The following is a 21,083-nucleotide window of genomic DNA, read 5'->3' as shown; positions in this document are numbered from 1 at the left end:
GAGAACGGCGCCTAAAAATGGTTTTTCGGGGCCATAGCTCAGTTGGGAGAGCGCTGTCATGGCATGCAAGAGGTCGGCGGTTCGATTCCGCCTGGCTCCACCACCCCCTCAAACGCACCCCCAATACGCTCTAAAAGCCTTAGTGGTGCTGCGATTCCCGCGGTTCGATAGCCTTCAGTTTTTGAGTAGGAAACACCCGCTGGGAAGACCATTTTCAGCAGTGTTTTACGCAACTCAAAATCGTCTCTATCCCATATGGCACAAGGGTTTGAGAGGAAGGCACAGGCGGTTCGATAAACCCCATCAAAGGTCTTGCGATTTTCGGCAGGCTTTTTCGCGCTTTCCAGCAGCGCCCGCCGCTTGGTCTCCAGAGCTTTGACCTGGGTTTCGTAGGTTTTGATCAATACCGGGTCATCTGTATTCACCAGCCGCTCCAGCAATCCGTCGCTCTTGCGGGCCATTGCCAGCGCTTCGCGTTGGGCATCCAAAGCCACCGCCCCTGCACGGGCCTGACGCTGCGCCCAGAGGTCTTGCAGCATCTGGCGCACAAGCGCCAACAGCGCCGGAGCGGGCGTCAGACGGTGCAGCAGCGAGCGGAAATCGCCCTCAACCTTCTCACGCCGGATCGACTTACGGTGCCGCTCACACCCCTTGGTCTGACAGAGATAATAGGGGTACTTGGCGCTACGCCCCTTCGACCAGCCAGCGGTCATGGGCCGATCACAGGAGGCGCAGTTCACAATGCCACGCATTGGGAAATCCACATGTAAGTTGACCTGCGGACGGGCATAGCTGCGCCCATCCAGCCGGTCTTGAATACGCTGATAAGTTTCAACGCTGATCAGCGGCTCATGCTTTCCGGGATGCAGAAACAGGTTCCATTTTGCAACCGTAATCAGCCCAGCATAGAGAGGGCGACGCAGCAGGTTGAAGGCCACATCGGTGCCCAGGCCGTTCTTCTTGCCGTCGGTGAAGGCGGGAAATTTTTCAAGGAACCGGCGCACCTCGGCTGCGGTATGGAACCGACCCGTGGCAAAGCCCTCCAGAGCCTCTTTGACGATCGAAGCCATCGGCTCATCCGGTACGATCATTTTGCCGTGCCCGACGACCTTCTCAAACCGATATCCAAAGGGAGGTCCGAACAGGTAGTAGCCATTAAGGGTCCGCGCATGCATGCGCGAGATCACCTGTTGCCGGTTCTGCTTGCGGTAAAACTCTGCGTTGAGGGCCTGAATTCCCTCTGAGTATTGACTGACCGGATCATCGCCGAAGAACATCTTTGGGCTTTCCAGCACCCCGCCCACTTTCTCAATGGCTTCACGCAGGTTCAGATGGGCGCGGAAATCACGCGCAAGGCGCGAGATATCATCAATGATGACCACGAAGCATTCGCTGCGCTTTCGTTTGCGCATGAAAGCCAACATCTCTTGCATTGCCGGACGCTTGGTTCCACTGCCAGTGATGTCATCCTTGAAAACATCGGCCACTTCATAGCCCTTGAACTCAGCATAGTGACGGCAGGTCAGCTCTTGCGATTCAAGTCCATGGCCATCGCGAAGCTGCGTCTTTGTCGAAACACGCGCATAGATGACGGCACGCTTTAATCCGTGATGTTCCTTTTCTGAAAATCCGATCATGGCGACTCCTCTCCCGGCGGGGCGGCAATCGCCGCTACACGGGTAAATTCACTGGTTGTTGTTTTTGATCCCTTCCATTTTACCGCATCCGGCCCTGCATGGGTGTCGGCATTGCCATCGGCAGAAAGTTGTCCACAGCCTTCTTCTTCAGCATCAAGTATTCCCGACAGCAGCCCCCACAGCGCATCGATCAATGCGCATTTATCCTGCCTGGATAGATCAAACTCCTGCAGGTACGGCAGATAACGGTCGTGGGAATAACTCTGAAACATAGGCGCACTCCGCCCGTCAAGCGGAATGGCAAAGCCGCCCCGCGCCGGGTCACTATGGGTTTGTTGATGAAAGAGATTCTAAGCAGCGTCCGGCGGTAATTCGGGGGAAAGCCCCAAGCCTTTTTGCGGTATCAAGCGCTCTAATATTGAGCGGCAAAATCCGGACGCACTTGTAGGAATATCGTCCTATACACTAATACAGAATTCCAATTCTGTCCAGCATTTATTCTGTATACGGAAGGAAAAGCAGAGCCGCGTTAGCGGCTCCGCCTCTATCGACTGCGCCCAAAATCTGCTCGTGCCTGGCCTTCTTTGGGTTTGAGGGCAAACTCCGTCTCAAGCCCTTCTTTGGCACTACCGAGCGATTCCCGCAGCTCCGCGATACGCCGCTCATGGCTGGCTTTGACGGCCTTGTGCACCTGCGTGGTGATGTGACCATGCGGGATGAAGTTCCGCTCATAGGCCGGGCGTTCCCGCACGCGCAGCCGTGCCAACAGTTCTGCGCGTGTTTTGATATGGCTTTCCGGCGTGTGAACCTTGTCGAAGTCTTTTTTCATGACGAGCGATCTCCATCTTCACGCGCTTTGTCCTGCTCTTGCGTGTTGGATTCACCGTTGCGCCTGGCATCCAGCCGCTCTTTGGGTGTGCGCAGGGTGATGCGGCCATTCACAGGTGTTGCATCAAGAGCAACGTCAAAACCGTTGCCGTCTTTGTGCTTGAACGCTGAGCCCACGCGGTTGAAGAAGGCTTTGCCTTCTTGGTTCTCGCGCACGGAATAGGCGATATGGCTGGGACGCTTGCCGGGCTGTTTGTCGGTGTTGTCGGTCATGGGATTGCTCCGCAAAATTTTCTAAAGGGGATAACCCTCAACGCTTAGCGCCCTGCCGGACTGATATTGGGGGAAAGCCCGCCACTTGGCCGGAACAGGCTGATCCAAGACTGCCGCCCATTTGCGCCCAAAGCGCGTGACCACCTGCATGCGATCACGCGGCGGGTGATACGGGTTTGGCAGATACCGCCCGGCGTTTTCTCGCCGGGAATAATACGGGAACTTGTTGCCAAGGATCGGATTGAGGTTCAGGCCGGAGATAAAGAGAATTTGCTGATCTTCCGGTAGCCGCAGGATTTCATCGGGCATTTGAAGCTGGCGAGCTTGTTTGGTCTGGTGCTCCGCATTCTTGGCGTAGTGGCCAAGGTCATAGCCTTGCGCAAGTGGATCATCACCAAACAGAGCCTGCTTGGCGGCCTGCCACTTCTCGCGCTTGGCCGCTTGCTGATACTCAAACCCATCGTAAGAAAGAGTCTCGCTGCCCAGCATGTCCGAGACGAGCTTTGCAGTCTCATAATCGCGCACACCAAAGAACTGGCGTACCTGCGCTGAGCCCATAAAGGACTGCACAGCAGAGCGATCAAAGTTACGGGCAATTTGGCCAATGTCCTGGAACAGCGCCCATGTGCGCACCCCAAAGCCACGGCCATAGGAGAAGGCCGACAGCAGCGCTTCAAAGCGCCCCAACTGGCCAGCTTCGTCTACCACCATTGTGATGCGCGGTGCCTGCGGCGCGCGCGACTTGTACAGCATCGTGACGGTCACAAAGGTGCGGATCAGCGGCGACCAGAGTTTGAGATATTCCGCCGGAATATTGAGGAACACGCTGGAGGTTCTGGAGGGATCACAGAGCGCTGAGAGCGAAAAGTCATCGCCTTCCAGTGCGGCCAGCAAGGCCGGATCACTCAAGAAATTGAGATGCGCATATATCTCGCCAAGGATTGAGCCGAACTCTTTGGGGCTTTCTTGCTGCTTGGTGAGCATTTCTGCACCAACGCGGCGCACGTCATCAAAGCGGGAGGACAGCATGCGCTCCAGCATGTCCGCCCATGCAGGCGGATCGCCTTCAATAGTATTCACCACCCGCCACAGAGCCGCGTAACTCACCGCGCCGCGCCATTCCACAATGGCTTTGAGAAGCGCATCCAGCCATTCACGCGAACGCAGCTCAAAATACTGGCCATTGGAACTGCCAGAGAGCGGGATGATCCCCTCGCAGATGAACTTTGAATCGGCGTGCAGACGCGGACTATTGAGGCTCAGAATATCCAGCGGATTGCAGCTATGGCTTGGCAGGTCTGCAATGCCCATGGGATTCCAGCCATAGGCATATTCATTGGCGGGCGCAAAAGTGTGTTGGCAGATGGAAAATATCTCGCCGCGCGGATCAAGCCAGAGTGTCGGTTGCCCTTTGGCATTGATCGCCACATGGCCAAGCAGATCGCGCAGCTTGCCGCTGCCAGCGCCGCCGACAGTCAGCAACGGCGCATCACCATCCAAATGAATCGGCTTGCGGTTGAAGTAGCCAAGCGGCAATCCTTTGCCGTCAAACAGGCCAGCACCGCGCAGGTCGTAATCATCCGCCCAGCCAGCCGAGCCAAACCGATTGTCTTCATTGAAACTTTGATCGTGTGTCATTGAGATTGTCCTTTTCCAAAATGAAAAAGGGGCACCCGTTGCCGGATGCCCCTCTTAGGCTTTCGTGTGACCCGCTAGTAGGTGATGCGGGTCTTGTTCTTGAAGCGGCTGGCGATGGCAAAGATGCCAACACCGATGCCGCCCGAGATCAGCCCGAAGGCGATATCGGCGTTGAAGAAACCGCCGATGGCCATGAGGATGAAGAAGGCACCCATCACCATGAAGAAGCCTTTGACAGGCCCTTCAACGGATTCCTTCTTGCCCTTTTTCACTTCCATTGCTGGAACTCCTTTCAAGGGTTTGAGGGGTTAGAGAAGGCGGGCGGCAATCGCCAACCCACCCATGGTGATCGCAAGACCGAGCGATGCCCGTGCAACGAAAAACGTCGTTGCCGCGACGGCGATGAACCAACCCACAAGGGCGGGATCAGTCAGGCCGGGGCTGTAGTGACGCGCCACGAAAGAAGCGATCCAGGCTTCCGTCGCGCGGTAGGCAAGGGGTGTTGCGAAGAAGGTCGCAATGAGCGCCGCCGTGTTCGCAAGCCCGTTGATCGAGCCCATGAACACGGAGCGCCCCGCCTCGTTGTGCTGCTTGTTGCCAAACATGCATGCCCTCCATTCGGGGGAGTTGGACGCGGCGGAGGATTCCGCCGCGTCCGTGCATGTCTCAATAAGGAGGTTGAATCACTGATCCGGGGGAAATGGCGGATTGCCTTGCTCGATGACGGCAGCCGAACGCCTAAGCGCTCGGTTCATTGTCATTGGCAGCGCGCAGACCCCAATGCGCGGTGCCCTTGCGATCCATCAGCCGGAGAATGGTTGCAGCCACGCGAAAGCGGTCGCGCGTTGCCGGGCGCAGGAACGGCTTTGTCTCCGGCGGGATCGGACGGCACAGATCGCGGAACCATTCGCGGTGATCGCATTCGATCACCTCATCAATATCCAAGAACAAATGCGCGCCTGTCAGCGGGTGATAGACCCAGCCCTGAAAATCCCGGTACCCATCAAGCAGGTAATCCAGCATCGCCCATGAGCTGACCGGAAGATCCGCCATGTACTCACGCACATCGCGGATGAACTCCGGATTATCCAGCTCCTTGTTGGTCACAAGCGGCACCTCACGCTTTGCACACCGACCAAACGGTGAGCAGGACGGACAGAACTGACACCGATGCGAAGAAGCACTCATTCGAAAATTCCTTATTGGCAGTCCGCGTGAAACGCGGGATGTTTTTCGGATGTCGAATGAAAACGCAGACCAATCGGGAAGTATCGCCAACGTCGTTGGCATCGGCGCCGATTCCGTTGGCAGCCAACAAAGGCGCGCACGCTATCCAGTTGAATGGAAAGAATGCTGCCGGGATATCTATGCGGCCTATCAAGAACACCTGTCAGAGCAATTCGGCTCACATGTTGGCTGGCAGCGCATCCGCAACCTAGTGATGCGCGAATTTGATACCTATGAAGCAGGACGCCTTGCGGATGAAGATTCCCGGCTCCGCCGTCAGGACATCGAACACTGGATGAAGGACGATGGCAGTGATTTGAGCGAGGACAAGTTCCGCTTTCTCGACCACTATTTGCACAAGGAACTGCTGCGTCGGGATTCGGATTTCACAGAGGCCACAAGACGAGTCATCGCCTACCGGGAGGCGCTGCAGTATCGGGCTCTTAAGACCCTCTACCTTGGTGACCGTCGCGAAGTTCCTGACGATGTTCAGGCTTTGGCGCATAAATTTGTGGGACAGCTCTTTATCATCGACGAGCCACCGTCCGAAGAAGAGAATTTTCGCACAGCCTTGTACATCAAGTCCGTCGCAGACGAGGGCTACTTCGTCATCGGGTTCTACTTCAAGTTCACACCGGAAAGCGCCGCTGAGATCATCGAATACGGCTATCGCTACCACGGCTATCTATTGCCGATGAGCATGGCGGATGAACTGCAAGGATCAAATGTGGTGTGTGGGCTGCTGACCCTCTTTGACCGCAGTCTTCTCGGCACGAAAGAAGCGATCTACCACAATGCCGCACACTGCTTCATGGTTGAAGGAGATCGGTCTTTGAAGATCGCGGCCATTGAATCTGTTGCCAGCCCTTTCCGGCCAGTGACGCAGCAATCACAAGACAAGAATGCTATCCGCGAGACGATGGCTCTAACGATCCCGCAGCTCTATCCCAGCTATGCCATGCAATCACAGTACCTCTACAAAGAAGACATCAGCAAAGAACAGAAGAAATTACTGGAATCTTTGCACGACGAGTACTTGGTATGGTAAAATCAAGTGTGAATAAAAAGACGGGTCATGATTATGAGCCGCCCGATATATTTAATGCAGCGCGGAATAATGATCCGTTTGAACTTGCGGCAGCTATACAGGACGGCCAAACTTTAGAAGATGTGGAAGATCAAAAATCCGGTCTAACGCCCATTCACGTGGCGTGCATTCATCATAGCTCGGAATTTCTGCGCGCCGCCGTCACGATGAATTTTGACGCATGGGCGAGAGACGCAAATCTCCGATTGGCTTTAGATCATGCTCGTGCGCAGAACTTGCCAACCGATATTCAAGAAGCACTGTTTGGCAAAATGTATCCGCCTGGCTGGGCGGATGATCCCGTTCTTCCGATACGCTAAATGCAATCCCCAAAGTCTATAAGCAGCGCCGCCAACACCGAAGCTGGATAAGATTACTATAAATCCGTATACTGATTATATGGACGAACACCCATCAGATGAAGAGCCCGGCGCGCGCAAGCCATTTACCTCACATCCAAACGCGAAACGCGACGGCTATGTGAACATCCGCTCCGAGCTTTTGACCGAGATGAAAGAACGGATGCAGCAGCTCAATCGTGGCGCTGTCAGTCTATTGCGCGAACGCGATGATGTGCCGGACGATTTGAAGCCGGGCACCATTGATCGCTGGTTCAATCGAGACCACCCCGGCGCAAGGGCCGATCATTTGCGGTATTTTCTGAAAGTCCTGCGGGAGGCCAGGAAACAGCCCAGCCAAACCACTATCGCCAAGCGCCGCAACACGCTCGCCGGGCGGCTCGGTCTTCATGAGCCCGGGCAACGGGAATAGCTACAATTTTAGACAGATGAACGCGCCCAAAAAAAGGGCGGCACCGATATTGGTGCCGCCTTTAGTTTATTTGGGAGACAAGTCTGACGACTCATCAAACTCCAGCATAGATTGTTCTGGTTAAATATTTGTTAATTTTAAATACAGATTGGGTTTAAAAAAAATCAAAATAGATAAAATTTTATGTATTATGTAAATTTTAACGATGTTTTACTATACTTATACGAAATAACAACTTCAACGCGTGGGGCGTCATGAGTTTAGACAGAGTATTTACAGCCGCAGTTGCGGATCAGCCGCCGGTGCCATTGAGCATCGATGCGGCTTTGTTCAAGGGCGACGCACTGGCGGTACAAAATGTCATTGGCACCATGGGCGCAGGGAACGGCTCGGGCACAATTGCGGGTGACGAAGCAAAAGATGTGCGAGGCATAAAATCCCGCGAAGAGAAAAAGCGCGACGAGGCGAGCCTCAACCGTACCCTTCTGCAAATCCAGCTTCAGGAACAATACGACGAATTGATCGACCGCCAGAACTGGTTGGCGGACGAGATGGAACGCTTGAAAGGAGAGATTGGCGCGATTGATCGCGAGATTTCTTTCCTGCAGCAGTTCCAGAGCGAAGACGACATGCTTGATGAAAACGGTGCGTTGAAACCGGAGATCGAGCGTTACCTGCGGGAGCGTGGCAAGAACCCGGATGAGATGACGCCGCATGAGGCCTGGTTATTGATGCAGCAGCGTGAAGCCAACAGCCACGACGCGCGCGCTGAAAAAGTCGATGAGTACAACGATCATGCCGAGGAATCTCGTGCGAATGCGGAGAAGCTCGATCAGATCGAGGATCGCGCCGCCACAGCAGGCGTTGATATCGACAGCACAAAAAGGCCGGACGTCGAGGCAGTCAAACCGCTGGTGCGTGAATACGCGCCGGGCGATGCAGCGGATGTGGAATTGCTTTCGTGGATTGACGACGAAAAGGCGGCCATCGAAACCGCTGCGGATGAAGTTCACGAAGAAAATCAGCTGGATACCGTGAGGCGTGCCGCTGGCTTTGATTTCAATGGAATTGGTTAACCCTGATCCGCGCGTGGGCTGACCGCAGCCCAAGCCTGCTGGTAATGTGACTGCACCTCGGCAAAGCCATCCGACCAGTTATCTCCACTAAAGGGTCCATAGTTCACACCTTTAAGCCAGAATGATACCGCAACACCGTTTTGCCGCTCTGTTCCACTTAAAAAACCTTTGTCGGAATACCTCGCTCAGCGAATTGTTTTTCAAGGAACGCGCCGATTTGTGCCCCGGTGGCGTTGTCGGCGTTTCCGAAGACGATGATGGAAATGTCCCGAGTGCATAGGGAATGCTGGCCAGCCTGAATGTTGATCGTTTCGGTGTTCGTATCACGTGCACAGACTTCCTGAAGTTGTTCATCGGTCAGTTTGTTGACATCGACGGCATGTGCATCGGTGGCGGAAAGAGGGCTCAACAGAGCCGCCGCGCCCATTGCCACCCCAGTGACTGCGCCTCTCCATGATCCTAAAATTGCCTGTTTTGTCAGTGCCATCCCGAATGCCGTAAGTTGTGTCAAGGCATAATCTACATAAAAATGCTGTGAAAAGCAAGTTTGAAGACTTGACACGAGTCCGATCAAGGACTTACGGGCTTTTTTGCTTTGTTTTATACACAGAAATACGCATTTTATGTACGCCGGGTACATACAAACGGGTTTTTTATTGACTCTATGCTGGTTCAAAAACCATGGTTATTGAGAAAATGGATAATATGGAGGTATGAATATTATGTTTAATTTGAAAACGGCGGAGATGCGGGCTATGCTGGGCGCGTCTCCATCACGAAAGGCCGATCATGCGCCGCCATCAAAAACCATCGTTTTTGATGGTTTTAGAGTGCTGTCTTGCGTCAGATCAGGCGGGCGGATTTACGGAGGTGATGAGCGATGAATATGGATACTATCTGGCCGCCCATGCGGCATTCCGGCAAGCGTGTGGGCTATGCGCGGGTTTCAACCCAGGATCAGAAACTGCGCATGCAGCTTGACGGGTTGAACGCCGTGAAATGCGATCTGATATTTTCCGATCACGGCGTATCGGGGAAGACGGACACGCGCCCCGGCCTTGATGATGCGCTGGCGGCGCTGGAGCCGGGTGATGTGCTGGTGGTGTTCAAGCTCGATCGGCTGGGGCGATCCGTTTTGCACCTGGCTGATTTACTGGCGCGGTTCGAGCGCGAGGGGATTCACTTTTGCTCATTGGCGGAAGGGATCAACACCACCTCATCCGGCGGGCGGCTGGTTTACCACCTGTTCAGCGCGTTCGCGGAATTCCAGCGCGAGATCATTGTCGAGAACACGATGGCGGGGCTTCAGGCCGCGAAGGCCAGAGGCAGCCGATTGGGGCGACCGCCGAAGCTTTCCCCGCGCGATGTGATGTGGGCGCATGAATGCGTCTATCAACGCGGGGGCTCTTTGGCCGAGATCGCAAGGCGTCGGGGGATATCGCCGATCACCTACAGGCGGGCGTTCGAGCGGATGGGGGTCGATGAAGCGGCGTAGGGGAACGTTCGAACGCGCGAGGCACTATGGAGACAACTCAAATAGTTACATAAGAGGTGGCTGCGCCATCGGGGCTCGTCATTAGAATGCGATGCAGTACAATAGTGAACGAAAACTGCCTTAATCGGGGCGGGCTACAGAGGATACCACTTATATCTTTCGGTCGGAGATTTTCGGTGAATACACCCATGCTATTCTCGCTTGCCTTGGTTCTGTCCCCGCTTAGTTTTGAACACCTATCTCAGCATGTTCAGCATGAAACACGTTTCGAAAATGTAGAATGCAAAGGTTTCTCTGACTGTCTTTTCGGATGGATATTTCCTGATCCGGAGATTCAGATATTGGGGCGTTGGCGGTTTTTAGACACAAAATCAGAGATTCATTTTGCGCCACACGGCTACATCACCTTGTATCAAAATGATGGGAAAGAAATATCTGGCTATTGGCTTGCTGAAAGAAAATACCCTACGCTTGGCAAAATGGATTTGAATGTCACATACGAAATGGAATCTGGGAAAAGGACTGTGTTGTACTTGGTGGACTTCGACACCAACAACACCATTAGTTTTACGCTTATGGTCAGAGCAGAGCGTATAGGCTATAAAATTATTGGTCCGACTGCATATCTTTACAGAGTTCAGTAAGCAACACTAGTCGTGCATCAGACCATACTCTAAGCTTGGAATAACACATAATCCTGTTGCAGCTATCGCCCCTACGGCAGCAATTTTGAAAATATTTTTCATACAAAATCTTATATATTCATTATCTATATAAGTAAAGTTTTATCTTTATTTAATGCGGATGAGTTGCATTTTATGTTTTGGTGAACTAAACGTGCACTCTATACCGAGTTCTGATGGTCAGTGGTGTGTGCAAAGAAATGAATAGTACATAGCACCGCGAGAGATACACGATCCGGATGACGCACCTGGTGAGGTCACAGCAATAAGCATGACTCCACCCCGGCATTCTCATTCTTGCCTGATCTGAAAATTGAAACATCATGAAATGATGCGAGTTGCGCGCTAAAGCGCGTTGCGCGAGTTGCGCGCTAAAGCGCGTTGCGCAAGATGTGTGCTGTATGACAGCACATCTTGTTCAAGGGAGACGCTGGCGCTCTCCCGTTGAAAATCCCTCTCGCCATGTGGCGCTTCTCAGGCATTGAGCCTTCATAAGCGCCAGCAACTTTCGCCTGTTTGATCTGCGCTTGGGGGAGCCTCCAGGCTGCCCCCAAGACCCCCATGGCAAGACCTATCGCCGCTTGATCACTCGTCGGGGTAACAGCCCCCAACACCCGCTGGTCAGGACTATTCGCGTCCCGACACCCACGACAATTTCATTGATACCAACCGTCCGCCGATTGGATGCGCGCCAGCTATACTGCATTCGCCTAGAGGTATTCATGCCACGCAAGATCGGAACACTATCCTATCCCTCGTTTAGGAAGGTATAGACACAATTACAAACCGGCCTCTTTGTGAGTGTTCACGTCTTTCAGTAACACGCCCTAAATGAGAACTTTTCTGTGCTCCCATCAGTACGATTGACCCAAAAGCATCTCGATCCATAGTCGGCGGTTCTAACGCTGAAACTTTCAATTCCAACGCCAATCTTGTCAGCAGCGTTAGGATGCGAGGCCACTAGGTTAAGCAGGTGTTCCGCGTCGTCGCCAGACACTTTATCGCCTAAGTCGTACCTGTTCAGCATGGTACGAAAGAAGGTATCAGCATCTCCCTTCTTCTCGAAGGCGAGTGATCCGATCTTGACTGGCTTTGCCGGCATGGCGCCCTCCAATCCCTACTATTCAGAAACTTGCAGACTGTCGTCAGAACCCGAAAGTTCAGTTATGGCCAATGTCTCTCGCACAATAAGGTTTGGTAAATCCATTCCGGCAAAATTTGGACTGTGCTCATTGATCCATGATAGGCAACCGTCCCTATCAAGATCGTCTCGTGCAATCTTTTCATACAGAGCAACTGCCGACATACGCGACAAACCAAGCTCCATCAATGAGAGCAGGGTGGTGCTAGACACCCCGAATTCAAGAGCCACGCCAATATCGAAATCTTCATCAATCAGGTCATCCCGGCCGCTTTCGACGAGAAAGAGCCTCAAGACATCTACATACGCCGAGATATATTTGGGCGCTTTGAATCTGGCTGTTTCTTCGACGATATTCATCGTTTCCCTGATTAGGACTGGCAATCTGAAGGGTCTACCTTGTCTTTCCTGATATTCAATTCTTTTTCTAATAATCGTAGAAAGAGAAAATCCTTTCAGCCACTCAACGACAATTAGGGCATGTAGAGGGATAAGACCGTCCGGCAAAAACACTGGATACAGATTGTCGTTTATTTTTTGCATCACAGTTACATACCGGTCATAGGCGTCGACACTTTCTGATGGTGCTAGAAGAAGGTTCTCAACGTTGCCTTCATATGCTCGGAAGATGTCAAGAAGGCGCTGCAGCCCAACAGCACTAACTCCAGGATGCTTAACGAGAACGTCTTTGGTGATGGTGATTGACCGCGCAATGCTTTCAAGGCTCTTGTCTAGCTTTTCGAGGCTCCCTTCGGGATGACGCTTTGCGAATGGTGCCTGAGACAGAGAGCCAAGCCGGATATAGGTGTTTAGAAGATACGCTCCAACTTGTTCAAATTCCTCACCTTGCTGCAGCTCTTTCAGGGTCTCAGCGTTCCTGCTCTCCAGGTACACTGCAAGGTCGTCGGACAAAGCCAATACGGCATCCGTTTCTCTTTTAATCGGGTAACGCGACCGCTTTGGTACGCCAATCGGCCAAGCTCTTTCGTCATGAGGGTCAATGCAAATTACATTGCCCTGGAATTCATTGCCCCATCGTCCTGCGCGACCTGCAAGATTCCAGAAGTCGTGAGGCTCCATGGGGTTGCCCCGACCCTTTCGCGGGCCGCGCACAACAATTGTCCTGCATGAAAGATTTACGCCTTCGATCAGAGTCGAAGTGCATGCAAGAAACCTGATCTTGCCAATGCGGAAGAGCCGCTCAATTTCGGTCCGAATAAGAGACGGCATGTTTCCGTAATGAAAAGCTACGCCATGCTCCACCAATGGCGCGAGCTGGTAGTTTCGGTGAACACCTTTTCGTGCCAGATCTGCTAGATCGAGTAATTCCTGATCTTGAGTCTTCGCAGAGCCTTCCAATTGGCTGATGAGCAGCGCAACATCCTCCGCCTCTGCCGCACCGTTGCAGTAGATCAAGGTGCCTCCACTTTCACCTGCTGCAGCGGCAATGAACGCCAGTCTCTTTTTGAGCCCCGCCGGCTTACTTGCCAGCTTTAACGTACCTAGACGTATTACTGAGTCGCCTCTTACCAGGTCCAAATTCCAGTCTTTTGGCTTACGTGGAGCTTGTTCTGCCAGAATAACATTCTGCAACACGGTCGGCATGTCACTATCAACCGATGACTTCTGCACACCTTCCGGAGCGTCTTCCAGAAGCTCCTCGGGATTTTGTGTCGAAGGACTAACAAACACGACCTGCATTGCGGAGTTTTCTCTCGATACTCGCTCAACCGCATCTTGCAGTATTACCCCTCGCTGATGGTCACCTATTTTGTGGGCTTCATCTACGACCAGAAGGTCGACTTTGAGCTGATCACCGAGAAGGTTTGCTAGCAGATGCAAGCGCTCTTGCGTAAAGACAAACACCGCTTTCTTGTCGCCAGCAACAGCTGAGAAATAGGCATCTGGCAAAGGCAGTGACGAGATCTCGATCCCCGTCCCCGAGCGGCATAGTTCCTTCAGATTCAGCTCAATTTCACTTACGAGGGCCCGAGTTGGTGCCAAATAAACAGCAACTCGTGTTTCATTTGTGCGCAGATGGTCTAGCAGCCATTGAAGCACCAGAAATGTTTTGCCGGATGCCGTGGGAGCGGACGCTGAGAGCCAACTCGCGCCAGATGATGCTCCATTCCACAGGTCTCGCTGGAAATCGTTGACGCTTATTCGCTTACCGCTTGATTCAAGAAATATCGAATCATCAAAGTACCTTCTACTAGCCTCAAGCCGCATCGATACGCCGAGTCTGCCATCTAGATCAGGTTCAATGCGGCCTCGTTCTTGAGCCAACTCCACGGACCTATGATTCGAGAGCTTCTCAAATAGTATGGCTCCGGCGTCTCGAACATCCGGCGTAGTGTCAAGTGTGACAGCGGCTGTAGCTATCCGGAGCGCCGCTTCCTGATGTTCGCGCATATCCGATCTGGCCAGCAGACTTCCGGCGAGGAGCAACTCTGCCCAATCAAACGCATCCTGCGGGCTATCACACACATAGCTTTCTTCTAGGTTGGTGATTTCGGTTGCAACAGTGTGCTGGGTGAGCCGGTCGATATCAGCCCGGAAAGCCTCCTGAGTTAGCCAATCAAAGAGCTCCGTGTCTTTCATTGATTTATCCCAAGCGCTTTGAGGAACTCCTCTCGAAATCCATCTGCTGAGGGTATCGGGACACAGAATAGCTGTATGTCAAACCCCTCCAACTTTTCTGTACTTATCCTATTCTTGACGTTTTTTATCCATTTTTGCATTTCAATTTTTGCAGCTGAAGAAATTTCGTCAGCTACGGCCTTTGAATTGTCTTGTGGATAAAAACCGGCATCGAAGGCAACTAAAGCTATCCCGCAATACTCGACCCTGTTGGACAATGGCGACGTCCGATCAAAGTATTTCTTGAATGAGGCTGTCAGCTTCGGATCGCTCAAATCGGCCTTGTCACTTAAGAGAACTAAGTCACGATTCCTATCTGCGCCCTCGTGATCGACCTCTACCAAGAACGGTGCAAGCGATGCCAAGCAATCGCGGATTGCATCAGTGGGATCCGCGTAAACTTTAGATTCGCCCCAGAACAGTTTGAGAAGGCCATTATCATTTACCGAGGCATACACACCATCTGCCCCATGATAATGCATGCGAGAATCGGTCTTTAGATCCATTTTGCTCAAAACCTGCGGCACCTTGAGAAAACGTTCAGCAAGCAGATAGAGCAACATCTCGCCACCTTCGCCAGTATTGCTCAAATCGGTGAATGTCCCGATTGCCTCGTGATGTAGGGCTGTAACGGCACTTGCTGAATTGTATTTCGCATCTCGAGCGCGCGCTTCATCTAGTCGGGATTTTGGAATCGCATAATCCACAATCGCGTTTCGCATAAACTCCGCTAGGCGCTCGGGTTTGACGCGCCCATTACCGTCGACGGTCAAGCAGTGGCAGTGCAACCTAGCGGCGCAGCCTTCCAGCGACACATCACTTTCCACTAGCTGAAGGTGAACATCCAACTCCCCTGGATCTCCTGCAATAATATTGCATAAATCATTTTCAAGTATCGGTGGCAGGTTTCATCTCCATTTATTGTTGTTTCTGCATTTTCTCTTCTGAACAAGAAGATATTACCACGAGATAATGGGAAGACTTATTACTTTCTCAATTTTCAGAAATACTGGTTCAACTGCGTAGTTCAAGTAAGTGAAACAGAAAGGCTTTGAGATACGTCTCGATGTATGTGGGCTGAAATTAACCGAGCCAGCATTGACCGTCTCAGCCAAAAAGATTCGATCCATCGTGCTCTCTTAGGGCTTTGCCCTCAGCGCACTTCACGAAGAATAGACGGTCTCCCGAGGCTCGGCGCTTCGCGCCTGCGCCCGCCGTCGATTCTTCCCTCCGTTTGCACACCCATCCTCAGCCGGAAGCAGGGTTGCATGTGCAACCCATATCCAAAGGAGGATTTTTGATGGAACAGAACGAAGGAGAGATCAGACTCTATGTGGCGTGTCTCGCCTCATACAATAACGGCATACTTCATGGTGTGTGGATCGATGCGACGCAGAGCGTTGAAGCGATCCATGACCAGATTGCGGCTATGCTCAATGCATCGCAGATTGAGGACGCCGAAGAATACGCCATCCATGACTATGAGGGATTTGAGAGCGTCTCTATTGCCGAATATCAGGGCATTGAAAGCGTTATCGAGATTGCGGCATTCATCGAGGAGCACGGTGCGTTAGGCGGGAAGCTGATTGCCTATTTTGGTGATCTGGAAGAAGCCCGTGAAGCCATCAGTGACCGCTATGCGGGGCAGTACCCATCGCTGGAGGACTTTGCCCGCGAGCTGACAGAAGAAACCACCTGCGTTCCGCAGAACCTTGCCTTCTATATCGATTATGAGCGTATGGCGCGCGATCTTGAGATCGGTGACGTGCTGAGCATCGAGACGGGCAGTGAGCAAGTCCATGTGTTCTGGAGCCACTGACATGAAGCAGAAAAGAATACTCACGCCCGAAGATTATCACCCCGGCCACCCTTGGTATTATCTGCTTGGCGGAACGCCGCCATTTCCAAAGCAGATACTGGAGCGCGTGAAGAAGCACGGCTATCGCGGGTACAAACAACGCTACATTGAGGAAGCGGCAGCGAAGGCTGAGCCAGACCGATCAATAGCGCTGCGCGCGATCAAAGACGATTCACGCAATAGCCTGTTCGCCAATTTGAGCCGCTACCGCGAAGTAGCGCGCGGTTTGCGCAAATATCGTGAGAACCCCGGCGAACAGCCATGCTTCTGCTCAGATGTGCACCAATCGGTCAGTCTCAAGCACAATCACATCTATAATGACTTCGCGCATTTGATCTGGCTGGATGAATTGCTCAGTGAGCAACGGGACTTGTTTGATTTCTAAGCTCAGCGATCATGTGACCATCCACGATCCGGCGGGCGCGTTGCTCCATCTTTGCTGCGCAGCTTCTCAAGCCGCTCTTGCGGTGATAGCGGGCGAGTCCTTGCAACAGGCGGCTTTGCCGCCGCGCGCGCATCCCAGGCAGATTTCAGCTCCGAAGCTTTCGCCTGGCGTTCCGTCTGCTGCGCGGGTTTTTGCTTTTGTACCTCTGGCAACTCACCACGCCGGAGCCGCGCCGCATCGCGGTGCAGATCATTCATGGTGCGCACATGCCTCTTGCGTTGTGCCTGAATGGCCTCTTGTAGTTTTCGGCGCTCGGCGGCTTGCGCAAAAATCAGCCTCTCACGTTGCTCCTGATCGCGCTTGAGCGCGCTCATGGCCTCTAGCTGGTTGTCCTTGATGATCCGCGCATGTTCGCCCGTCATGCGCTGCCACAGCCCCTTAATGCCTTTGTTGAGGCGCTCAGAGCGTCCGCGGGTTTCTGCATCCCAGCGATCCTTTTGCGAGGTTTCCAGCTTTTGCCGCTCGCTGCGGTGATTGGTAGCCATGTCCCCGCGTTGTTTGGCAAGCGGCACAAGTTCATTCGCCGTCTTAGTGTTCGCCTCTTGCATGATGCGCTGAACAGCCGGGGTCAGGTCTTGAGCAATCTGCGCTTTGGTCTCATCAACAGATTTGAGGGCATCAGCCTCACCCAGCCGTGCGCGCACGTCTTTGGCCTTCTGGCCAATACTGCGGGCGACAGAGAACACTTCACCTTGCGTGGTGATCGCGACATGGCCGCGCCTGTCACCTTTGGCGAGGCGAAGGCCACGTTCTTCTAATGCATTGGCAAAGCTCTGGCTTGAATCCGAGACAGCCCAGCATTCCTGAATGGCTTGCTTGAGATCGCGCGGGTTTTGTCCGGCGCGTTTGGCTTGTTGCCATTCATCCAGCGTGAAGTTGCGCGGATCAGCTTCGCGGCTATCCATAAGCCCGCGCGGCATCTTCCAGCCGTTTTCGAGGTAAAGCTCTTTGGCGTTTTCTCGGAGCCTTGTCTTGAAGAAAGGCAAAGGCCGAGCCGTCATCGTTTCTGTATCGGTGCGGCTCCATACGGCGTGTGCATGGCGTCGGCCTTCTTTTTCATGAAAGACGACAATGCGCGGTTGTCCCTCCATGCCATTGCTTTGCTCAATGCGATCAATCGCGCCCTCGAAAGTTTCAATGGACACGTCTTCATTCTGAGGCGGGTTGAGAGAGACGGAGAAAAGGAACTGCTTGGCGTTTGTCCCCCGGCTGACCGCATAGGCTTCTTTCAAAGCGCCAACCACATCATCGGACATGAAGCCGCGAATCTCATGCACCTCGACATGCTCATTCTGATCAGCGCGCAGAAGATGCAGACCGAGCTGCTTTGCACCGCCGCGCTGGGAGCCTTTCAGGATCATGGGTTAGTGCTCCTTGATATGGAGCGCCTTCATGAGCACGGACTTGATAACAGCAATATCAGCGCAAGCTTTGCGCATGGCGGTTTCGGTTTCTGGGGTGATGGGGAGGGAGCCCAGCCGGACGGCCTGGGCTAATGTGGCAAGAGACTGTGCCAAGGCGGATTGCCCCATTTGCCCAAGAATCTGAGCCAGTAGTTTTTCATCTGGAGCGGAGCGGCGGGTGCGGGGGCGCGGCTTGGCCGCATCAGCGCCAAACAGCACAGAGCGGGCATAAGCGCTCAAAGTCTGGTGTCCGGCTTCGTGCTCAAGGCGCGCGCGTTCATCGCGCGTCAGGCGCAGCGAGAGCACCGACGAGGGCTTGTTCTTCTCAGTCATGGCGGATCGATCAGGCAATAGCAGGCGCGCTCCATCGCTTATTCAGCGATAGAGTGCGGCCAGTCTTGTTGAGGATTGGGGGAAAGAGAGCGCTTAACACCAATTACGGCGCTGGAGGGTCAGGCGGTTCAATGAACTCATTCTGATCCAAGCCATGCTCCTCCAACTGGGTGTTCCAGTCTGCTAGAGTCTCGAAAAGCTGGTTCGATGTTTCATCGTCTAGCTCCACCATTTTTCTTCAGCGACGAGTTTGAGTGTTCAGCGTTCCTAGCGAAACGCGATGGGCATCCAGAGTTTGGCCCAGCGGCCTGCCTTTTCTTCAGGTGACAAGTCTTCCGGCGATACCGGCATGGCATCTTTGAGCCATTGTTCGGTGCCAATAAAGAGGGCGGACACGGCACCTAAACATTTTCCATCATGGCTGTATGTCGCACAGACAAGCCTGCGGCAAACGCCGCACAGGAGCATGCGTGCCTGCTGCGACCCCTGGGTCTCGCCAACCAGATACTCCTCGCCATAGATGGTTGCGCGACCGTCAGGATCGGAGAAGAAAACCCCACCATTGAGCTGACAATAGTCGCACTGACAGGCCCGGGGCACATGGTCCTCAAGCGGCTTTGGCACCTCCAGTTCGATCCGGATACGGCCGCATTCGCAGCCGCCTCCATACGTCTTCGACATCGGTTGCCCTCACGTATTCGGCCGAAGCATGGCTTCAATCGAGTTGATCCACCAGGCCAGCTGCAGCTTGACCTTTGAGTTCTGTTTAAGACCGGCGCTTCGGCGGAACGGGGATCCGAACAATGGTTCCAGGGCCAGCCACTGATGCAATGACGCCAGAGCTCCGCGCAGGTCTTCTTCACTGGTTTGCGGATTCTTGTTGCGGGCCATGAGGGGCGCCACGACCGGTTCAAGCAGGGGCTGCCCCGTGTCCTGCCAGCCACTGTTGTAGAGCTGCAGGGCCAGCGCTGCGTACCCGCCGCGGTACAGGTCGTGCAGGGTTTCGACCAGGCGGGCAATGTCAGGCTCTTCTTCCACCCAGCTTTGAACGGTCTCGCTGATGGCCTCACGCGTCTTGCGGGCGCCGTTGTCGAGCAGCGCGGTCAACAGACCCTCGCGGTTGCCGAAGTGATGGGTGATGCCCGCATCTGTCATGCCGGCTTCTCGGGCGACCGCCCTCACCTGAACCGCCTGCACGCCTTCACGAAGGAGAATTGTCTCGGCGCTGGCGATAATCAGGGCGCGCGCTTCTTCGGGTGAGCGCCTTACGCGCTGGTTCTGTCGATCCTGCATGGCAGAAGTGTGCCCTTCATACCTTGACGTGTCAAGGTACTGTCTTCATATTACCTTGATGGTTCAAGGTAATGAAATTCTTCGGCGCACGCTTGATCGCAAGGACGCTTTGCTGATCTGCGAAGGCAATGCTCTCCAGACAGACTTTCTGCTGCTGCATGCGGGCGGAGAGACGCGCCAGGTGTGGCGGCCGGTCATGCGGCATCTTTTGGAAGCCGGTTTCACCAGCACGGCATATGACCAGCGCGGACATGGCGAGAGCACCGGTTCCACGGGTGACGGCATCGAAGCCTTTGGGCGGGACACGGCGGCGATGATCCAAACCCATCGCCCCGCACTTGTTGTCGGTGCGTCTCTTGGGGCCTATGCGGCCTTGCTGGCGCTTCACGGTATGCGAGCAAAACAAGAAGTGCGTGGTCTGGTGCTGGTGGACGTCGTGCCGGCACCCAATAGATGCAAAGTGCGACGCTTCCTGGCGGCGCAGGCGCCCCAACTCAGCCAGTCACCGCTGGTCGACGACATTCTCAATAGGGCGCGGCAAATGACCGACGCAGCGAGGTCGCTGACGCTGCCCATCACGCTTGTTCGCGCCGGCCCTTCCGGCCCTGTGACAGACGATGAAGTTGAGAAATTCCAAGCGAGCTGTCCGCAGGTGCAGCTGCGCCGCGTGCACGACGCCGGACATCTTATTGCCCGGGACGCACCACAGGCGCTCGCCAAAGTTCTCACCGGCTTCGCACATGACCTTGGCATTTCAAGAAAAGGATGACTGCCATGACTTTGCTTTCCAAATTTGCCGCACAGCACATTGCGTTCGAGAACGCTTACAAGACGGGAGACTGGGATGGGCTGCGGCCCTTCTTCACGCCGGACTGCACCTATGAAGTCATGAACATCTCGTTCCATTGCGTCGTTGAGGGCCTCGACGCTGTGCTGCATGGCTTTGATCTGGCGACAAAGCGCTTTGACAAGAAGTGTGACCGCACAATTGGGATAGATGCCAGCATCCATGAAGAAGGCAATCGCGTCATGATTCATAGCGGGCTGAGATTTGTGCACAACGAGTCACCGCCAATCGAGTCGCGCTTCTGGGAGATAGCAACCTATCGCGACGGGCGTATCAACCGCCTTCTGGACATCTACGACCCAGGCAATAGCGAGCGTTTCGACCGCTGGATGGCAAGCTGGGGCAAGGGGTTGGACCCTCGCTATATCATCGGCTGACTGGACGAGAGAGGCGACCTCCGCCTGGCTC

At 53.9% G+C, this 21,083-nt stretch carries 26 protein-coding genes and 1 tRNA gene; 11 read left to right on the top strand and 16 right to left on the bottom strand.

Translation table 11 applies throughout. The annotated features are described in order from the left end of the window. Window positions 1–27: 27 nt before the first annotated feature. A tRNA-Ala gene (locus tag BN1012_RS01140) sits at window positions 28–103 on the top strand. On the opposite strand, the gene BN1012_RS17880 is transcribed toward BN1012_RS01140, so the two are convergent. The 8 genes from BN1012_RS17880 to BN1012_RS01095 all read right to left on the bottom strand — a co-directional run bounded on the left by BN1012_RS17880 (window position 57) and on the right by BN1012_RS01095 (window position 5,564). Beyond that, window positions 57–1,637, bottom strand: a complete 1,581-nt coding sequence (locus tag BN1012_RS17880) for a recombinase family protein (protein ID WP_081826476.1) — start codon at window positions 1,635–1,637, stop codon at window positions 57–59. The genes BN1012_RS01140 and BN1012_RS17880 overlap by 47 nt on opposite strands. Continuing rightward, window positions 1,634–1,909 (bottom strand): hypothetical protein, encoded by a 276-nt coding sequence (locus tag BN1012_RS01125; protein WP_043948177.1) that lies wholly within the window; start codon window positions 1,907–1,909, stop codon window positions 1,634–1,636. Before BN1012_RS01125 ends, BN1012_RS17880 begins: the two co-directional genes overlap by 4 nt. 272 nt (window positions 1,910–2,181) lie before the next feature. After that, a complete protein-coding gene (locus BN1012_RS01120; protein ID WP_043948176.1) occupies window positions 2,182–2,466 on the bottom strand; it encodes a hypothetical protein in 285 nt (94 codons plus the stop codon). Beyond that, complete coding sequence (locus BN1012_RS01115) at window positions 2,463–2,738, bottom strand: hypothetical protein (protein WP_063958475.1); 276 nt, start codon at window positions 2,736–2,738, stop codon at window positions 2,463–2,465. The genes BN1012_RS01120 and BN1012_RS01115 overlap by 4 nt, the downstream gene beginning before the upstream one ends. A 21-nt stretch (window positions 2,739–2,759) precedes the next feature. After that, window positions 2,760–4,376 carry a type IV secretory system conjugative DNA transfer family protein gene (locus BN1012_RS01110; RefSeq protein WP_043948175.1) on the bottom strand — a complete coding sequence of 539 codons (1,617 nt, stop codon included), beginning with the start codon at window positions 4,374–4,376 and terminating at the stop codon, window positions 2,760–2,762. Window positions 4,377–4,450: 74 nt separating this feature from the next. Beyond that, on the bottom strand, window positions 4,451–4,654 hold the full coding sequence (locus BN1012_RS01105; protein WP_043948174.1) for a hypothetical protein: 204 nt from the start codon (window positions 4,652–4,654) through the stop codon (window positions 4,451–4,453). Between the two features lie 30 nt (window positions 4,655–4,684). Continuing rightward, the gene (locus tag BN1012_RS01100) at window positions 4,685–4,981 is read right to left on the bottom strand and encodes a hypothetical protein (protein WP_043948173.1); all 297 of its coding nucleotides are present in this window, start codon (window positions 4,979–4,981) and stop codon (window positions 4,685–4,687) included. Between the two features lie 133 nt (window positions 4,982–5,114). Then, window positions 5,115–5,564 (bottom strand): hypothetical protein, encoded by a 450-nt coding sequence (locus BN1012_RS01095; RefSeq protein ID WP_145973379.1) that lies wholly within the window; start codon window positions 5,562–5,564, stop codon window positions 5,115–5,117. Between the two features lie 49 nt (window positions 5,565–5,613). On the opposite strand from BN1012_RS01095, the gene BN1012_RS01090 reads away from it, so the two are divergent. The 4 genes from BN1012_RS01090 to BN1012_RS01075 all read left to right on the top strand — a co-directional run bounded on the left by BN1012_RS01090 (window position 5,614) and on the right by BN1012_RS01075 (window position 8,537). Continuing rightward, on the top strand, window positions 5,614–6,651 hold the full coding sequence (locus BN1012_RS01090; protein ID WP_043948171.1) for a hypothetical protein: 1,038 nt from the start codon (window positions 5,614–5,616) through the stop codon (window positions 6,649–6,651). 8 nt (window positions 6,652–6,659) lie between these two features. Next, window positions 6,660–7,010, top strand: a complete 351-nt coding sequence (locus BN1012_RS01085) for an ankyrin repeat domain-containing protein (protein ID WP_145973378.1) — start codon at window positions 6,660–6,662, stop codon at window positions 7,008–7,010. Window positions 7,011–7,089: 79 nt separating this feature from the next. After that, the gene (locus BN1012_RS01080; RefSeq protein ID WP_043948169.1) at window positions 7,090–7,461 is read left to right on the top strand and encodes a hypothetical protein; all 372 of its coding nucleotides are present in this window, start codon (window positions 7,090–7,092) and stop codon (window positions 7,459–7,461) included. A gap of 254 nt (window positions 7,462–7,715) precedes the next feature. Next, a complete protein-coding gene (locus tag BN1012_RS01075) occupies window positions 7,716–8,537 on the top strand; it encodes a hypothetical protein (RefSeq protein ID WP_145973377.1) in 822 nt (273 codons plus the stop codon). A 157-nt stretch (window positions 8,538–8,694) separates the two neighbouring features. Here BN1012_RS01075 and BN1012_RS01070 read toward each other — a convergent pair whose 3' ends face one another. Further along, window positions 8,695–9,099 carry a hypothetical protein gene (locus BN1012_RS01070; protein ID WP_206778006.1) on the bottom strand — a complete coding sequence of 135 codons (405 nt, stop codon included), beginning with the start codon at window positions 9,097–9,099 and terminating at the stop codon, window positions 8,695–8,697. 318 nt (window positions 9,100–9,417) lie between these two features. Here BN1012_RS01070 and BN1012_RS01065 point away from each other — a divergent pair, with 318 nt between their 5' ends. Both BN1012_RS01065 and BN1012_RS01060 read left to right on the top strand, forming a co-directional pair. Further along, on the top strand, window positions 9,418–10,032 hold the full coding sequence (locus BN1012_RS01065; RefSeq protein ID WP_244442926.1) for a recombinase family protein: 615 nt from the start codon (window positions 9,418–9,420) through the stop codon (window positions 10,030–10,032). A gap of 176 nt (window positions 10,033–10,208) precedes the next feature. Continuing rightward, a complete protein-coding gene (locus BN1012_RS01060) occupies window positions 10,209–10,676 on the top strand; it encodes a hypothetical protein (protein WP_145973375.1) in 468 nt (155 codons plus the stop codon). Window positions 10,677–11,529: 853 nt separating this feature from the next. Here the strand turns inward: BN1012_RS01060 and BN1012_RS01055 are convergent. From BN1012_RS01055 to BN1012_RS01045, 3 genes are all read right to left on the bottom strand, one after another. Next, window positions 11,530–11,742: a DCL family protein gene (locus BN1012_RS01055; RefSeq protein WP_244442965.1), complete on the bottom strand. Its 213-nt coding sequence runs from the start codon at window positions 11,740–11,742 to the stop codon at window positions 11,530–11,532. Window positions 11,743–11,835: 93 nt separating this feature from the next. Further along, the gene (locus tag BN1012_RS01050) at window positions 11,836–14,457 is read right to left on the bottom strand and encodes a DEAD/DEAH box helicase (protein WP_043948164.1); all 2,622 of its coding nucleotides are present in this window, start codon (window positions 14,455–14,457) and stop codon (window positions 11,836–11,838) included. Continuing rightward, window positions 14,454–15,344, bottom strand: coding sequence for a HamA C-terminal domain-containing protein (locus BN1012_RS01045; protein ID WP_244442925.1), 891 nt, complete (start codon window positions 15,342–15,344; stop codon window positions 14,454–14,456). Before BN1012_RS01045 ends, BN1012_RS01050 begins: the two co-directional genes overlap by 4 nt. Window positions 15,345–15,796: 452 nt before the next feature. On the opposite strand from BN1012_RS01045, the gene BN1012_RS01040 reads away from it, so the two are divergent. Beyond that, window positions 15,797–16,315, top strand: coding sequence for an antirestriction protein ArdA (locus tag BN1012_RS01040; protein WP_043948162.1), 519 nt, complete (start codon window positions 15,797–15,799; stop codon window positions 16,313–16,315). 1 nt (window position 16,316) lies between these two features. After that, window positions 16,317–16,739 carry a hypothetical protein gene (locus tag BN1012_RS01035; protein ID WP_043948161.1) on the top strand — a complete coding sequence of 141 codons (423 nt, stop codon included), beginning with the start codon at window positions 16,317–16,319 and terminating at the stop codon, window positions 16,737–16,739. A 2-nt stretch (window positions 16,740–16,741) separates the two neighbouring features. On the opposite strand, the gene BN1012_RS01030 is transcribed toward BN1012_RS01035, so the two are convergent. From BN1012_RS01030 to BN1012_RS01015, 4 genes are all read right to left on the bottom strand, one after another. Continuing rightward, window positions 16,742–18,160, bottom strand: coding sequence for a relaxase/mobilization nuclease domain-containing protein (locus BN1012_RS01030; RefSeq protein WP_043948160.1), 1,419 nt, complete (start codon window positions 18,158–18,160; stop codon window positions 16,742–16,744). A gap of 3 nt (window positions 18,161–18,163) precedes the next feature. After that, entirely contained in the window at window positions 18,164–18,535 is a 372-nt protein-coding gene (locus BN1012_RS01025; RefSeq protein WP_043948159.1) for a hypothetical protein, read from the bottom strand. A 267-nt stretch (window positions 18,536–18,802) separates the two neighbouring features. Further along, a complete protein-coding gene (locus BN1012_RS01020; RefSeq protein ID WP_052534297.1) occupies window positions 18,803–19,216 on the bottom strand; it encodes a GFA family protein in 414 nt (137 codons plus the stop codon). Window positions 19,217–19,225: 9 nt separating this feature from the next. Continuing rightward, complete coding sequence (locus BN1012_RS01015; protein ID WP_052534295.1) at window positions 19,226–19,828, bottom strand: TetR/AcrR family transcriptional regulator; 603 nt, start codon at window positions 19,826–19,828, stop codon at window positions 19,226–19,228. Between the two features lie 58 nt (window positions 19,829–19,886). Here BN1012_RS01015 and BN1012_RS01010 point away from each other — a divergent pair, with 58 nt between their 5' ends. Next, window positions 19,887–20,597: an alpha/beta fold hydrolase gene (locus tag BN1012_RS01010; protein ID WP_052534293.1), complete on the top strand. Its 711-nt coding sequence runs from the start codon at window positions 19,887–19,889 to the stop codon at window positions 20,595–20,597. Window positions 20,598–20,602: 5 nt separating this feature from the next. Further along, window positions 20,603–21,052 carry a nuclear transport factor 2 family protein gene (locus BN1012_RS01005; RefSeq protein ID WP_171815881.1) on the top strand — a complete coding sequence of 150 codons (450 nt, stop codon included), beginning with the start codon at window positions 20,603–20,605 and terminating at the stop codon, window positions 21,050–21,052. The last annotated feature ends 31 nt before the right edge of the window (window positions 21,053–21,083 follow it).

This window comes from Candidatus Phaeomarinobacter ectocarpi (assembly GCF_000689395.1).
Classification (GTDB): domain Bacteria; phylum Pseudomonadota; class Alphaproteobacteria; order CGMCC-115125; family CGMCC-115125; genus Pyruvatibacter; species Pyruvatibacter ectocarpi.
This window is presented reverse-complemented; position numbering and strand designations above follow the sequence as displayed.

Bases quoted from the DNA above. Each gene is read 5' to 3' on its own strand.
- BN1012_RS17880 (WP_081826476.1), bottom strand. From the start codon at position 1,637: ATGATCGGATTTTCAGAAAAGGAACATCACGGATTAAAGCGTGCCGTC.
- BN1012_RS01125 (WP_043948177.1), bottom strand. From the start codon at position 1,909: ATGTTTCAGAGTTATTCCCACGACCGTTATCTGCCGTACCTGCAGGAG.
- BN1012_RS01120 (WP_043948176.1), bottom strand. From the start codon at position 2,466: ATGAAAAAAGACTTCGACAAGGTTCACACGCCGGAAAGCCATATCAAA.
- BN1012_RS01115 (WP_063958475.1), bottom strand. From the start codon at position 2,738: ATGACCGACAACACCGACAAACAGCCCGGCAAGCGTCCCAGCCATATC.
- BN1012_RS01110 (WP_043948175.1), bottom strand. From the start codon at position 4,376: ATGACACACGATCAAAGTTTCAATGAAGACAATCGGTTTGGCTCGGCT.
- BN1012_RS01105 (WP_043948174.1), bottom strand. From the start codon at position 4,654: ATGGAAGTGAAAAAGGGCAAGAAGGAATCCGTTGAAGGGCCTGTCAAA.
- BN1012_RS01100 (WP_043948173.1), bottom strand. From the start codon at position 4,981: ATGTTTGGCAACAAGCAGCACAACGAGGCGGGGCGCTCCGTGTTCATG.
- BN1012_RS01095 (WP_145973379.1), bottom strand. From the start codon at position 5,564: ATGAGTGCTTCTTCGCATCGGTGTCAGTTCTGTCCGTCCTGCTCACCG.
- BN1012_RS01090 (WP_043948171.1), top strand. From the start codon at position 5,614: ATGTCGAATGAAAACGCAGACCAATCGGGAAGTATCGCCAACGTCGTT.
- BN1012_RS01080 (WP_043948169.1), top strand. From the start codon at position 7,090: ATGGACGAACACCCATCAGATGAAGAGCCCGGCGCGCGCAAGCCATTT.
- BN1012_RS01075 (WP_145973377.1), top strand. From the start codon at position 7,716: ATGAGTTTAGACAGAGTATTTACAGCCGCAGTTGCGGATCAGCCGCCG.
- BN1012_RS01065 (WP_244442926.1), top strand. From the start codon at position 9,418: ATGAATATGGATACTATCTGGCCGCCCATGCGGCATTCCGGCAAGCGT.
- BN1012_RS01055 (WP_244442965.1), bottom strand. From the start codon at position 11,742: ATGCTGAACAGGTACGACTTAGGCGATAAAGTGTCTGGCGACGACGCG.
- BN1012_RS01050 (WP_043948164.1), bottom strand. From the start codon at position 14,457: ATGAAAGACACGGAGCTCTTTGATTGGCTAACTCAGGAGGCTTTCCGG.
- BN1012_RS01040 (WP_043948162.1), top strand. From the start codon at position 15,797: ATGGAACAGAACGAAGGAGAGATCAGACTCTATGTGGCGTGTCTCGCC.
- BN1012_RS01035 (WP_043948161.1), top strand. From the start codon at position 16,317: ATGAAGCAGAAAAGAATACTCACGCCCGAAGATTATCACCCCGGCCAC.
- BN1012_RS01030 (WP_043948160.1), bottom strand. From the start codon at position 18,160: ATGATCCTGAAAGGCTCCCAGCGCGGCGGTGCAAAGCAGCTCGGTCTG.
- BN1012_RS01025 (WP_043948159.1), bottom strand. From the start codon at position 18,535: ATGACTGAGAAGAACAAGCCCTCGTCGGTGCTCTCGCTGCGCCTGACG.
- BN1012_RS01020 (WP_052534297.1), bottom strand. From the start codon at position 19,216: ATGTCGAAGACGTATGGAGGCGGCTGCGAATGCGGCCGTATCCGGATC.
- BN1012_RS01015 (WP_052534295.1), bottom strand. From the start codon at position 19,828: ATGCAGGATCGACAGAACCAGCGCGTAAGGCGCTCACCCGAAGAAGCG.
- BN1012_RS01010 (WP_052534293.1), top strand. From the start codon at position 19,887: ATGGTTCAAGGTAATGAAATTCTTCGGCGCACGCTTGATCGCAAGGAC.
- BN1012_RS01005 (WP_171815881.1), top strand. From the start codon at position 20,603: ATGACTTTGCTTTCCAAATTTGCCGCACAGCACATTGCGTTCGAGAAC.